Raw genomic sequence first — 13530 nt, forward strand, 5'->3', positions numbered from 1 at the left:
CATCCTCACACCAGTCCATGAAAGTGCATGATGGGATTTCACGAGGCTTCTAGCTGCACGATCCCGCCGACGGACGCGGTGATGAAGCATCTGAAGACGGACGGGCCGAAGCGCCAGGAGCTGGAGCTGCTGCTGTCCCGGGCCCAGGAACCGGAGTGGTTCCAGAGCAGGTTCGGCGACTTCACAGCCGACTGCCTGCGGCGGCTCCTCGGCCTGGAGTCGATGGCCATCGGTCTCACCGTCTACGACGTCCGCCTGGTGTCGGGCCTGCTGCAGACACGGGACTACGCGAGTCGCGTCATCCGCACCGATCTGCGCCTCACGGAGTGGGACAGCCCGGCGATGGCGATGCGCGTCGCCCTGCGCCAGGAGCGACGGCATGCGGGCGAACGCGCCGGGGAATCCTCCCGAACGCGTGCGTTCAAAGGCGTCCGGGTCTGCTCTTGAGCGCTCGTTTGCGCTCATTGACGAGGGTGTGCGGACCGGCTTGTCCGGTCGTCATCGTGCATCCGAATCACACCATGGAGGCGGCTTTTCCGGCATTCGGCCCTCGAACGTATGCGAGACGCGACGCGCCGGAGCAGTGCCGGGCGGAGATGCGGGGGCCCGTGCGCGGGGCGAGCATCGAAGGAAGGGCGGGAAGGACCACGACGCCCCGGGGCACCGGAAGAGCCCGGGACGCGCGGACGCCTCGGGCCGCGTGGCGTGTCCGGCCGGGACGCCGTCTTCGACGGGCATGGGAGCGAAAGGGAGGTTCGGAACATGGCCGACAAAGAAGCGGGCACACGAAAGGTGCTGGCGATCGTCACGAACTACGGCGTCGAGCAGGACGAACTCCTCGTGCCCCGGGACCATCTCCGGGACGCCGGCGCCGAGGTGGACGTCGCCGCGGTGTCGGCGGGCGATGTCCAGACGCTCGTCCACGACAAGAACCCGGGCCGAAAGGTGCGGCCCGACCGCACTCTCGACGAGGTGGACCCGGATGACTACGACCTGTTGCTGGTGCCGGGCGGCACGTTGAACGCCGACACCCTGCGCCTCCAGAAGTCAGCGGTCGGCATCATCCGGTCCTTCGTCTCCTCCGGCCGGCCGGTGGCGGCCATCTGCCACGGGCCGTGGGCCCTGGTGGAGGCCGGTGTCGTCGAGGGGAAGTCGATGACGTCGTACCCCTCCCTCAGGACGGACGTCCGCAATGCCGGCGGTGAATGGGCGGACGAGCCGGTGATCAGGGACGATTCCCGCGGCTGGACCCTCATCACCTCGCGGCGGCCGGCCGATCTCAAGCCGTTTCTCCGGGAAGTGGACGCGGCGCTCGCCGTCGGCGCCCGGTGAACCGGCTCCGCGCGCCCCGGCCCGCCGGGCGCGGCGGGCCGGGGCGGCGGCTGTGGAGGGGCGGGCCGGTCAGCGCGTGTGGCGCCCGGTGAGAAGCCGGTAGAGGGCCAGAACGATGACGGACCCGACGACGGCGGCGATCCAGGTGGAGAGATGGAAGAAGCCGTTGATCGAGTGCACGCCGAAGATGACCTTTCCGAGCCAGCCGCCCAGCAGGCCACCGGCGATCCCGATCAGCATGGTGATCAGACACCCGCCGGGATCCTTGCCCGGCATCAACGCCTTGGCGATCGCACCGGCCAGCAACCCGATCACAGCCCAAGCGATGATGCCCATCGCACACGCTCCCTTCGTCAAAGCCTCTCGGTCGGCGGAACGCCGCCAACCCTCCTGGTGCCCCGTACCGGATTCCGCAAACTCGCTGGCCACCGCCCTGCCGGGGGCGGATCCGGCGGCGCCGCCGGGGCCCCTTCGCCCTGCCGGGCCGCCCCGACCGCCGTGACGGCGCCTCAGGCCGCCGCGCCCCCGCACCCCGGCTCACCGCGGGTCCCGGCACCGGCCCTCCAGCCAGTCGTACCAGTCCCGCATCCCCTCACCGGTGGTCGCCGAGACCCTGAGCACCCGCAGGTCCGGGTTGACGGACCGGGCGTACTTCTCGCACTGGTCGGTGTCGAAGTCGACATACGGCAGCAGATCGATCTTGTTGATGATCAGAAGGCCCGCGGCCGCGAACATATGGGGGTACTTGATCGGCTTGTCCGTTCCCTCCGTGACCGAGATGATCACGGCCCGTCCGCTCTCGCCGAGGTCGAAGAGGGCGGGGCAGACCAGGTTGCCCACGTTCTCGATCAGGAGCAGCGAGCCGTCCTCCGGCGCGAGCGCGGTGAGCGCGCCGCGCACCATCTCCGCGTCGAGGTGGCAGCCGGCGCCGGTGTTGACCTGCACGACGGAGCCGCCCGCGCCTCCGATGCGCTCCGCGTCGAGCATCGTCTCCTGGTCCCCCTCGATCACCGCGACCGGGCGGCCGTGGCCGGTCAGCTCCCTGATGGTGCGTTCGAGGAGGGTGGTCTTGCCCGCGCCGGGCGAGCTCATCAGGTTCACCGCCACGATGTCCCGCTCGGCGAGCCAGGAACGGTTCCGTGCGGCCAGGTCGTCGTTCTTGGCGAGCACCCGTTGTTCGAGCGTGATGGTGTCGCCGCCCTGCGGGCTCGGGCCGCGGCCGCGGCGGCCGGGCGCGTGACCGTCGTGCGCGTGGTCATGGGCACGGCCGCCGTGCGCGTGGCCGCCCCGGTCGTGGTGCTCGTGTTCGTGGTCCTCGCCCATCCGGTCCGGGCCGTGCGGGTGCGGGTGCGGCCGGGTGAGCCCCGTGATCCGGGGTCCGCCGCCGCCTTCGCCACCGCCGTCCGCGCAACCACACGTACCGCACATTCCGTCAGCCCACTCTCATAGAGACGATCTGCAGCTCCCGGCCCGACACGACGTCCACGTCGGAACTGCCGCACGGACACAGCAATACAAGATCGTCCAGGGAGAAGTCCTTCTCACACGCCCGGCAGTGCGCCCTTCCGGGGACATGGTCGATTTCGAGGACCGCGCCCTCAGCGACCGTTCCCGAGGTGGTGAGGTCGAAACAGAACCGCATCGAATCGGGCACCACGGCCGTCAGCCTTCCGACGCGGATCCGGACGGCGCGCACCGGCCTGCCGGCCGCGCGCTCGCACACCGCGTCCACCATGCTCTGGGTAATTGACAATTCATGCACTGCTGTCCCGTTTCCCGAATTTCACTCACGTGGACGCGGCCACCGAGAGGGAAAAGCCATCCTCGGAGAACCTCATGTTGACAGAGCTCTCCGGCTGCTTCTAGATGGTAACCAATCCGCATGACACCCCACACACTTGTTCACTCTCGGGCGGTTTCGACACCGGAAGGCAGCGGATTATGCCGACAGAAGCAGCGACAAAAGCAGAGAACACCCTCATCCATGTGCTGTGGATCAACGCGGGGCTGAGCTGCGACGGGGATTCGGTCGCACTGACCGCGGCCACGCAGCCCAGCATCGAGGAGATCGCGCTCGGCGCGCTGCCCGGTCTGCCGCAGATCGCCGTGCACTGGCCGCTCATCGACTTCGAGTGCGGCCCGGACGGGGGCGCCGACGATTTCCTCGAATGGTTCTTCAAGGCCGATCGCGGCGAACTGGACCCGTTCGTCCTGGTCGTCGAGGGGTCGATCCCCAACGAGCAGTTGCACGACGAGGGCTACTGGTCGGCCTTCGGCAACAATCCGGCGACCGGACAGCCGATGACCACCAGCGAATGGCTCGACCGGCTGGCCCCGAAGGCCACCGCGATCGTCGCGGCCGGCACCTGCGCCACGTACGGCGGGATCCACGCCATGGCGGGCAATCCGACCGGCGCGATGGGGGTGCCGGACTACCTGGGCCGGGACTGGAAGTCCAAGGCCGGGGTGCCGGTCGTGTGCGTCCCCGGCTGCCCCATCCAGCCGGACAACCTGTCGGAGACGCTCACCTATCTGCTCTACATGGCCACCGATCAGGCGCCGATGATCCCCCTCGACGAGGCGCTGCGCCCGACCTGGCTGTTCGGCCGGACGGTGCACGAGGGCTGCGACCGGGCCGGTTACTACGAGCAGGGTGATTTCGCGACGGAGTACGGCACGCCCGAATGCATCGTGAAACTCGGATGCTGGGGGCCGGCCGTGAAATGCAATGTGCCCAAGCGGGGCTGGATGAATGGAATCGGCGGGTGCCCCAATGTCGGTGGAATCTGCATCGGCTGCACCATGCCCGGATTCCCCGACAAATTCATGCCGTTCATGGACGAACCGCCGGGCGGCAAGCTCTCCACGAATGCCGTGGGTCTGTACGGCTCGACCATGCGGCGGCTCCGGAGCATCACCACCCACACTCTGGACCGTGAGCCGAAATGGCGGAAGCGCGGCCGGAGACTGACGACCGGCGCCACCCGCACCTGGTGATCCCGCGACCACGACCCACCGGGTGAGCACCGCGGCCCACCCGGTAAGCACCGAGACGGAAGAAGAGGCGGCCCCATGACGGCGATCAGCCAGGGCAAGGACGAACTGGTGGAGATGGCGTGGGACCCCATCACCCGTATCGTCGGAAGTCTGGGCATCTACACGAAGATCGATTTCAAGCAGAAGACCGTGGCCGAGTGCCACAGCACCAGCTCCATCTTCCGCGGCTATTCGGTCTTCATGAAGGGCAAGGACCCGCGCGACGCCCATTTCATCACGAGCCGGATCTGCGGAATCTGCGGCGACAACCACGCCACGTGCTCCTGCTACACGCAGAACATGGCCTACGGCGTGAAACCGCCGCACCTCGGCGAGTGGATCGTGAATCTCGGCGAGGCCGCCGAGTACATGTTCGACCACAACATCTTCCAGGAGAACCTGGTGGGGGTCGACTACTGCGAGAAGATGGTCGCGGAGACCAACCCCGGCGTCCTCGAACAGGCCAACCGCACGCCCTCCCCGCACGCCGGGGACCACGGGTACCGGACCATCGGCGACATCATGCGCTCGCTGAACCCCTTCAGCGGGGAGTTCTACCGCGAGGCCCTCCAGGTCAGCCGCATGACCCGGGAGATGTTCTGCCTGATGGAGGGCCGGCATGTGCACCCCTCCACGCTCTACCCCGGCGGGGTGGGCACGGTGGCGACGGTTCAGCTGATGACCGACTACATGACCAGGCTCCAGCGGTACGTGGAGTTCATGAAGAAGGTCGTGCCGATGCACGACGACCTCTTCGACTTCTTCTACGAGGCTCTTCCGGGGTACGAGCAGGTCGGCAACCGCCGCGTCCTCCTCGGCTGCTGGGGCTCCTTCCAGGACCCGGAGCACTGCAACTTCTCGTACGGGGACATGACCGACTGGGGCCGGAAGATGTACGTGACCCCCGGCGTCGTCGTCGACGGAAAGCTCGTCACCACCGACCTGGTGAAGATCAACCTCGGCATCCGCATCCTGCTCGGCTCCTCCTACTACCGGGACTGGGAGGAGCAGGAACTGTTCGTGACGCACGACCCGCTCGGCAATCCGGTCGACCGGCGGCACCCCTGGAACCAGCACACCAACCCGCAGCCGCAGAAGCGCGACCTGGACGGCAAGTACAGCTGGGTCATGTCGCCGCGCTGGTTCGACGGCACGGACTACCTCGCGCTGGACACCGGCGGCGGTCCGCTGGCCCGGCTCTGGGCCACGGCGCTGGCGGGCCTGGTCGACATCGGGTACGTCCGGGCCACCGGCAGCAGCGTGAAGATCAACCTTCCGAAGACGGCGCTCAAGGGCCCCGTCGAGCTGGAGTGGCACATTCCCCGGTGGAGCAACACCCTCGAACGCAACCGGGCGCGCACCTACTTCCAGGCGTACGCCGCGGCGTGCGCGCTGCACTTCGCCGAGAAGGCGCTCGCGGAGATCCGGGCCGGGCGGACCAGGACATGGGAGAAGTTCGAAGTGCCGGAGGAGGGCATCGGCTGCGGCTTCACCGAGGCCGTGCGCGGGGTGCTGTCGCACCACATGGTGATCAGGGACGGCAAGATCGCCAACTACCACCCCTATCCGCCGACCCCGTGGAACGCGAGCCCGCGCGACACCTTCGGGACGCCCGGACCCTACGAGGACGCGGTGCAGGGCCAGCCGATCTTCGAGGAGAACGACCGGGAGAACTTCAAGGGCATCGACATCATGCGCACGGTGCGCAGTTTCGACCCCTGTCTGCCGTGCGGCGTGCACATGTATCTGGGCAAGGGCAAGAAGCTGGAGCTGCTGCACTCGCCCACCCAGTCCGCGGGCAGTGAGTGACATGACGGAGCGGCAGACATCCGGGACGCCGTCCCCCGGGGCCCGGCGGGCGTCCGGCGAGGAGAGCTGGCGGACGGCCGGTGAACGCATCGAGAGCCTGCTCGCCGCGAGCGCGGCGGGAGGCGTCGCCGCCCGCGAGCGCGGCGAGGAACTGGTCCGGCTCGTCAGCGACTTCTACGGCGCCGGGCTGGAGCGGCTGCTCGACCTGATCCACGAGCACGGCGGACTGGACGACGAGGTCCTGGCCGCCCTGGCCGCCGACGAACTGGTGGCCGGCATGCTCCTGGTGCACGGACTCCACCCGTACGACGTGGAGGGCCGGATCGAGAGCGCGCTGGAGGGCGTGCGGCCGTATCTGGGCTCGCACGGCGGCGACGTGGAGCTGCTCGGCGTCACGGAGGACGGGACCGTGCGGCTGCGGCTGCTGGGCACCTGCGACGGCTGCCCGTCGTCGTCTGCCACCCTCGCGCTCGCCGTGCGCGGCGCGGTCGAGTCGGCGGCGCCGGAGATCACCGCCATCGAGGTCGAGTCCGGCGACGCGACCGGGGACGCCGGGGAGTCCCCGGCCGCGGGCGCGGCCGGGCCGCTGGTGCCGGTGGACGCGCTGTACACCCGGCTGCACGAGACGGATCCGCGCGGTGGGGGCGCCGACGGCGCGGGCGCGGCCTGGCAGCCGGCGCCGTCCCTGCTGGACCTGGCGGCCGGCGGCGTCGCGCGTCTGGACGCCGCCGGATTTCCCCTGGTGGCCTGCCGGATCGGCGCGGAGCTGTTCGCGTTCCGCGACCGGTGTGCCCGGTGCGAACGGCCCATGGAGGGTGCGACGCTGACCCGGCGCCTGGGCGGCGGCCCGGGCGACGGGGTGCTGCGGTGTTCCGCCTGCCGCGCGCACTACGACGTGCGGCGGGCCGGGGTCTGTCTCGACGCGGACGCCGGCTCGGCGCACCTGGATCCGCTGCCGCTGCTGACCGACGGCGCGTCGGTGTCGGTCGCCGTGCCGACCGCGACCGCGGGCGTCTCATGAGCGCGCCCGCGGACCGGGCCAGGTCCCCGGTCGGCGTGCTGCTCCGGGTCGGCCGCGACCGCCCCGCACCGGCCGCCGGGGAACGCTGCGACATGTGCGCCGTGCCGGTCGGCGAGGAGCACCGGCATGTGGTGGACCTGGAGAGCCGCGGCCTGATGTGCTGCTGTCCGGCCTGCCATCTGCTGTTCGCCGACGACGGAGCGCGGCTGCGGCACCGCGCGGTCCCCGACCGGTATCTGAGCTTCGACGGGGTCCCGCTGGACGCGCGGGCGTGGGACGAGCTGGGGATCCCGGTGGGACTGGCCTTCCTGTTCCACAACTCCGCGCAGGGCCGCACCGTCGCCTTCTACCCGGGCCCGGCCGGGGCGACCGAGTCCGAGCTGCCGCTCGACGCCTGGTCCGGGCTGGTGGCGGCGGCCCCCGGGCTCTCGACGCTGCGCCCCGACGTGGAGGCGCTCCTCGTCCGGCGCGCCGACGCCGGCGGCGCGGGCGTGACCTCGTGCCACCTGGTCCCGATCGACGCCTGCTACGAGCTGGTCGGCCGGCTGCGCACGCTGTGGCGCGGCTTCGACGGCGGCCGGGAGGCGCACGCCGCGCTGGACGCGTTCTTCGAACGGGTCGGGGCCCGCAGCCGGCCCGCGAGCGCCGACCGGACGCCCGCGCGGCCGACGGACCCGTGCGGCGCCTCATGACCGGGCCCGCCGCTCCCGGCCTGGAGTTCTCCGTGCTCCGGATCGTCGCCGAGCCGTACTCGGCGGCGCCGCAGCTGACCGCGCGGCTGAGGATCGAGGACGGCACGGGCGAACGGATCCATGCGATCGTGCTGCGCTGTCAGGTCCGCATCGAACCACAGCGCCGCCCCTACGACCGGACCGAACAGGAGGCGTTGCGGGGCCTGTTCGGCGAGCGGCGGCGGTGGTCGGAGACGCTGCGTCCGTTCCTGTGGATGCAGTGCGGCGCGACGGTGCAGGGTTTCACCGGCTCCACCGAGACCGATCTCGCGCTGCCCTGCAGCTACGACTTCGATGTGATCGGCTCCCGCTATCTGCACGCGCTGGGCGACGGGACGGTGCCGGTCACGCTGCTGTTCTCGGGAACCGCGTTCACCGAGGGGGACGGCCGCGGCGGGTTCCGCGTGCGGCCGGTGCCCTGGGACTGCGAGGCGAGGTACGAGCTTCCCGTCGGGGTGTGGCGGCAGCTGATGTCGTTCCACTTCCCGCACTCCGGCTGGATCAGGCTCGACCACGACGTCCTCGCCGCCTTCGCCGGGTTCCGGGAGCGCCGCGGGCTGATCAGCTGGGACGAGACGGTCCGTACGTTGTTGTCGGAGGCCGGCGGCGCGACCACCGGGGAGCTCGACGAGGTGATCCAGTGACCCGGGCGACCGGAGTGAATCCCGTGGACCTCGACCCGGTCCGTCAGGTCGCGGACGCGGTGCTGTACGAGGGCTATCTGCTCTACCCGTACCGGGCCGGCGCCCGCAAGAACCGGTCGCGGTGGCAGTTCGGGGTCCTCGGGCCGCCCTCCGCGGCGCCCGGGAGCTTCGCCGAGGAGCCGGGCATGGCGATGGAGTGCCTGCTCTCGGTCCCGTCCGGCGCGCGGGCCGGGGCCGGGGTGTCGGTCCGGCTGCGTTTCCTCCAGCACCAGGTACGCCGGGTGCGGCGGCGGGACGCGGACGGCGGACACACCGACGTCCCCGGGCTCACGGTGGCCGGTGTGCCGGTCCTGAGCTGGGACGAGGCGGTCGAGCGGGAGGTCGACCCGGGGCCGGTGCCGCTGGCCGGGCCGTCCGACCGGGTCTGCTCGGTTCCCGGCGGCGAGGAGACCGAACCTCTCGTGGACGCAGATGGAATGACGGTAGGTCAGATCGTCCGGCGGCGCGAGCGGCTGGCGTTCAGGGTCCGCACCCGCACGACGGAGGACGACGGGTTCCTGCGGCTGTCGGTGTCGGTCGACAACGAGCACGCCGGGACGCCCGCCGACAAGGAGTCCGCGCTCCGCGTCTCGCTGCTGGGCGCGCATCTGCTGCTCCGGGCCCATGGCGGAGCGGAGTTCGTCTCCCTGCGCGAGCCCCCGGAGGCGGCCGCCGCGGCCGCGTCGCGGTGCGAGCAGCGCCGGTGCTGGCCGGTGCTGGCGGGGCCGCAGGGCTCCGCGGACACGGTGCTCGGCGCGCCGATCATCCTCTACGACCACCCGGAGATCGCGGAGCAGAGCCCGGGCGCCCTGTTCGACTCGACCGAGATCGACGAGATCCTCACCCTCCGGATCATGACCATGACGGACGAGGAGAAGGCCGAGGCCCGGGCGACCGATCCCCGGGCCCGCGAGATCGTCGACCGCTGCGACGCGATGACGCCGGAGGAACTCCGGCTGCTCCACGGGCTGTTGCGCGACCCCGGCGGCAACGGCGGCCCCCGTGGCACTGGCAGTCCCCGTGGCCTCGGTGATCCCGGTGGCCCCGACGGCGTCGACTGCTTCGACGGCCCCGGCGAGCTCGACGGTCCCGTCGGCCCCGGCGATCCCTCGCTCCTCCGGGACGGGACGCCGCCGCCCCCGGCGGTCGCGGCCGGGGAACGGCATGAGGCGGGGCCGGACGCCTCCGCGGCCGGCGGCGCGCCCTGGTGGGATCCGGCGGCCGGCGCCGACGGGCCGCCGGGGACCGACGCCGTCGTGATCGACGGGGTGCGCGTGGCCCGGGACAGTCTCGTGCGGGTCCGCCCCTCCCGCCGCGCCGACGCCCAGGACCTGTTCTTCGCCGGCCGGGTGGCGCGCGTGACCAACGTGCTGCGCGACGTCGACGGCGGAACGCATGTGGCCCTGCTCCTCGTCGACGACCCGGCGGCCGACCTCCACGACTGGTACGGCCGCTCCCTGTACTTCGCCCCCGACGAACTGGAGCCGCTGCCTGCCGGCGACACCGGTCGGGGCGTCGCCCGCCCATCGGAAGCCCTGAAGGAGAGCCCCTCGTGAAAGCCCTTGGAATCGTCACCGCGGGTGTGGCCGCCGCCGTCGCGGTGGCCGCCGTCGTCGTCGGTGTGCGGTCGATCCCCGACATCCGCAGGTACCTCAGAATGCGCTCCATGTGAGCGCGCCGCTCGACGACGAGGAAGAGGAATACGCCCGGTCCGGCGCGGCCGGGCGGCCGGCGCCCCCGGAGGAGTCCGGGACGACCGGCCGGCCGGGGACGCCTGAACGGCCCGGCGCGGCCGGGCGCGTGCTCGTGGCGGGCGTCGGCAATCTCTTCCTCGGCGACGACGGCTTCGGGCCGGAGGTGGTGCGCCGGCTCGCCGCCGCCCCCGGCCCGGAGCCGTTTCCCGCCGGGGTGCGGATCGTCGACTACGGCATCCGGGGCATGCATCTCGCGTACGACCTGCTCGACGGCTACGACGCGCTGGTGCTGGTCGACGCCTGCCCGGGCGGCGGGCCGCCCGGTGAGCTGACGGTGCTGGAGGTCGGTCCGGAGGACCTGGGAACCGGCCAATTCGACGCACATGGAATGAATCCTGTCGAAGTGCTGGCAAATCTGGATCAACTAGGCGGTACGCTTCCGCTGACTCACGTCGTGGGCTGCACGCCCGCCGACATCGGCGAGGGCATCGGTCTCAGCGCGCCCGTGGCCGCGGCCGTCCCCCGGGCGGTGGCGGCGGTCCGCGCGCTGGTCGGCCGGCTGTCCCCGCCCGCGCCCGCCCGCGAAGCCGCTCCCGCCTCACGCCCTCGCCCCGCCCCTACCCGGAGGTCCTGATCATGTGTCTCGGCATCCCCGGACGCGTCGTGGAGATCGTCGAGGGCTACGCGGGCCAGCTCGCCCTCGTCGACGTGGAGGGCGCCCGGCGCCGCGTCAACATCGGGATGCTCGACGAGCCCCCGGCCGCCGACGACTGGGTGCTGCTCCACATGGGCTTCGCCACGCAGGTCATCGACGAGGCCGGGGCGGCGGCCGCGCTGGCCGGACTGGAGCTGATGGGCAGCGGCCCCCGCGAGGCCGGCGGCGCGGACCGCGAACGGGGCCGCGTCCGCCGCCGGTTCGAGGTGCGCGGCGTCGTGCAGGGCGTGGGCTTCCGGCCCTTCGTCCATGTCACCGCCACCGAGCTCGGCCTCGTCGGCTCGGTGGCCAACACCGGCGACGGGGTGGTCGCCGAGGCGGAGGGCGAGGCAGGGGCGGTCGCGGAGTTCGCGCGGCGGCTGCGGTCCGATCCGCCGCCGCTCGCGGTGGTGGAGTCCGTCACGGAGACGGACCGGCCGCTCTCCGGCGGCTCCGGGTTCGCCATCGAGGACTCCCGCGCGACCGGCCGGGCCCGCACCCTGGTCTCCCCCGACGTCGCGACCTGCCGGGACTGCCTGGCCGAAGTCCGCGACCCGGCGAACCGCCGTCACCGCCACCCCTTCATCACCTGCACCCACTGCGGGCCCCGGTTCACCATCGTCACCGGCCTGCCCTACGACCGCCCGGCCACCACCATGGCGGGGTTCGCGATGTGCGACGCCTGCCGCGCGGAGTACGAGGACCCGCGCGACCGGCGCTTCCACGCCCAGCCGATCTCCTGCCACGCCTGCGGCCCGCGTCTGGAGCTCGTCCGCAAGGACGGCGCGCCGCCGCTGCACCGCGAGGAGGCGCTGCGCGCCGCCCGGCGGTCGCTGGCCGAGGGACGGATCCTCGCGGTCAAGGGGCTCGGCGGCTACCACCTCGCGTGCGACGCGCGCGACGAGGAGGCCGTCGCCCGGCTGCGCCGTCGCAAGCACCGGGGCGGCAAGCCCTTCGCCGTGATGGTCGGCGGTCCCGAAGCCGCCGCCGAACTGGTGACCATGACGGAGGGCGAGCGGCGTCTGCTCACCGGCGCCACCCGGCCCATCGTGCTGCTGCCCCGCCGCGCCGACGCGCGCTCCGCGGGCGTCGCGGACTCCGTGGCGCCCGGCAGCCCGGACCTCGGCCTGCTGCTCCCGTACACCCCGCTGCACGTTCTCCTCCTGGGCCTCGACGGCGACGAACCCGGCCCCGACGCGCTGGTGATGACCTCCGGCAACCGCTCCGGCGAGCCGATCGTCACGGACGACGCGGAGGCGCTGACCGAACTCGCGCCGCTGGTCGACGCCTGGCTGCGGCACGACCGGCCGATCCGGGTGCCGTGCGACGACTCGGTCAGCCGCTTCGTCGCGGGCGCCGAGCTCCCCGTGCGCAGATCGCGGGGGTACGCCCCGCTCCCCCTCGCCCTGCCCTTCGAGGTGCCGCCGACGCTGGCCGCCGGCGCCGACCTGAAGAACACCTGCGCGCTGGCCGAGGGCTCCCACGCCTGGGTCAGCCAGCACGTCGGGGACATGGACGAGCTCGCCACGATCGAGGCGCTGACCCGCACGGCGGACCATCTCGCGCTGCTGACCGGCGTCGAGGCCGGGCGGTTCGCCGCCGACGCCCACCCCGGCTACCGCAGCGGCGCCTGGGCCCGCGCCCGCGCCGGGGGGCGGCCCGTGCGGACCGTGCAGCACCACCACGCGCACATCGCGTCCGTGATGGGCGAGCACGGACTCGGTCCCGCCAACCGGGTCATCGGCTTCGCCTTCGACGGCACGGGCCACGGCCCCGACGGGGCGGTGTGGGGCGGCGAGGCGCTGGTCGCCGGCTACGCGTCGTACCGGCGGGCGGCGCATCTGTCGTACGTGCCGCTGGCCGGCGGGGACGCGAGCGTGCGGCGCCCGTACCGGATGGCGCTGGCCCATCTGCACGCGGCGGGGGTCGGCTGGGACGAGGACCTGCCCCCGGTCGCGGCCTGTCCGGCGACCGAACGCGGCGTGCTGGCCCACCAGTTCGCCACCGGGCTCGGCTGCGCTCCGACGTCCAGCATGGGGCGGCTCTTCGACGCCGTGGCGTCGCTGGCGGGCGTGCGCCACGAGGCGGCGTACGAGGCCGAGGCCGCGACGGCGTTGGAGGGTCTGGCCCGGTCGGCGCCGCCGGAGCCCGCCGCGAGCGCGTACGTCTTCGGCGTCCGGTCCGCCCCGGGGGACGGCGAACCGGTGCTCGCGGACCCCGGCCCGGTGATCCGGACGGTGGTGTCGGACGTGCGGGCGGGCGTGCCGCCGGAGACGGTCGCCGCACGCTTCCACACGGCCGTCGCCCGCCTCGTCGCGGCTCTCGCCGAGCTGTGCCGGAGACGGACCGGGATCGGTGTGGTGGCCCTGGGCGGCGGCGTCTTCCAGAACGCCGTCCTCCTCGACGCGACCCGCAACGCCCTGGCGGAGAAGGACTTCACCGTGCTCCGCCCCCGGCTGCTGCCGCCCAACGACGGCGGTCTCGCCTTCGGGCAGCTGCTGGTCGCGGCGTCCGGCTGACCTCCCGGGGC

At 72.4% G+C, this 13530-nt stretch carries 14 protein-coding genes; 11 read left to right on the plus strand and 3 right to left on the minus strand.

Annotated features, from left to right (window positions below):
• Positions 1–81 precede the first annotated feature (81 nt).
• Both WA762_RS03215 and WA762_RS03220 read left to right on the plus strand, forming a co-directional pair.
• Positions 82–447 (plus strand): Scr1 family TA system antitoxin-like transcriptional regulator, encoded by a 366-nt coding sequence (locus WA762_RS03215; RefSeq protein ID WP_335932707.1) that lies wholly within the window; start codon positions 82–84, stop codon positions 445–447.
• Positions 448–762: 315 nt separating this feature from the next.
• Positions 763–1332 (plus strand): type 1 glutamine amidotransferase domain-containing protein, encoded by a 570-nt coding sequence (locus WA762_RS03220; RefSeq protein ID WP_335932708.1) that lies wholly within the window; start codon positions 763–765, stop codon positions 1330–1332.
• A gap of 69 nt (positions 1333–1401) precedes the next feature.
• Here the strand turns inward: WA762_RS03220 and WA762_RS03225 are convergent, their stop codons facing one another.
• From WA762_RS03225 to WA762_RS03235, 3 genes are all read right to left on the minus strand, one after another.
• Complete coding sequence (locus tag WA762_RS03225; RefSeq protein ID WP_335932709.1) at positions 1402–1668, minus strand: GlsB/YeaQ/YmgE family stress response membrane protein; 267 nt, start codon at positions 1666–1668, stop codon at positions 1402–1404.
• A gap of 201 nt (positions 1669–1869) precedes the next feature.
• On the minus strand, positions 1870–2655 hold the full coding sequence (gene hypB, locus WA762_RS03230) for a hydrogenase nickel incorporation protein HypB (protein ID WP_335932711.1): 786 nt from the start codon (positions 2653–2655) through the stop codon (positions 1870–1872).
• Between the two features lie 109 nt (positions 2656–2764).
• Positions 2765–3094: a hydrogenase maturation nickel metallochaperone HypA/HybF gene (locus tag WA762_RS03235; protein WP_335932712.1), complete on the minus strand. Its 330-nt coding sequence runs from the start codon at positions 3092–3094 to the stop codon at positions 2765–2767.
• Positions 3095–3273: 179 nt separating this feature from the next.
• Between WA762_RS03235 and WA762_RS03240 the strand changes: the two genes are divergently transcribed.
• From WA762_RS03240 to hypF, 9 genes are all read left to right on the plus strand, one after another.
• Positions 3274–4329, plus strand: a complete 1056-nt coding sequence (locus tag WA762_RS03240) for an NADH-quinone oxidoreductase subunit B family protein (RefSeq protein WP_335932713.1) — start codon at positions 3274–3276, stop codon at positions 4327–4329.
• A 75-nt stretch (positions 4330–4404) separates the two neighbouring features.
• Positions 4405–6177: a nickel-dependent hydrogenase large subunit gene (locus WA762_RS03245; RefSeq protein ID WP_335932714.1), complete on the plus strand. Its 1773-nt coding sequence runs from the start codon at positions 4405–4407 to the stop codon at positions 6175–6177.
• A 1-nt stretch (position 6178) separates the two neighbouring features.
• Entirely contained in the window at positions 6179–7198 is a 1020-nt protein-coding gene (locus WA762_RS03250; RefSeq protein WP_335932715.1) for a NifU family protein, read from the plus strand.
• Positions 7195–7890 (plus strand): DUF5947 family protein, encoded by a 696-nt coding sequence (locus WA762_RS03255; protein WP_335932716.1) that lies wholly within the window; start codon positions 7195–7197, stop codon positions 7888–7890. The genes WA762_RS03250 and WA762_RS03255 overlap by 4 nt, the downstream gene beginning before the upstream one ends.
• Entirely contained in the window at positions 7887–8573 is a 687-nt protein-coding gene (locus WA762_RS03260) for a DUF6084 family protein (RefSeq protein ID WP_335932717.1), read from the plus strand. Before WA762_RS03255 ends, WA762_RS03260 begins: the two co-directional genes overlap by 4 nt.
• Positions 8570–10168 (plus strand): hypothetical protein, encoded by a 1599-nt coding sequence (locus WA762_RS03265; RefSeq protein ID WP_335932718.1) that lies wholly within the window; start codon positions 8570–8572, stop codon positions 10166–10168. The genes WA762_RS03260 and WA762_RS03265 overlap by 4 nt, the downstream gene beginning before the upstream one ends.
• Complete coding sequence (locus tag WA762_RS35625; RefSeq protein ID WP_443080504.1) at positions 10165–10284, plus strand: DUF6893 family small protein; 120 nt, start codon at positions 10165–10167, stop codon at positions 10282–10284. Before WA762_RS03265 ends, WA762_RS35625 begins: the two co-directional genes overlap by 4 nt.
• Positions 10281–10940, plus strand: a complete 660-nt coding sequence (locus WA762_RS03270) for a hydrogenase maturation protease (RefSeq protein ID WP_335932719.1) — start codon at positions 10281–10283, stop codon at positions 10938–10940. Before WA762_RS35625 ends, WA762_RS03270 begins: the two co-directional genes overlap by 4 nt.
• Positions 10941–10942: 2 nt before the next feature.
• Entirely contained in the window at positions 10943–13519 is a 2577-nt protein-coding gene (gene hypF, locus WA762_RS03275; RefSeq protein ID WP_335932720.1) for a carbamoyltransferase HypF, read from the plus strand.
• The last annotated feature ends 11 nt before the right edge of the window (positions 13520–13530 follow it).

Origin of the sequence: Streptomyces tyrfis (assembly GCF_037034285.1) — a bacterium.
GTDB lineage: Bacteria > Actinomycetota > Actinomycetes > Streptomycetales > Streptomycetaceae > Streptomyces.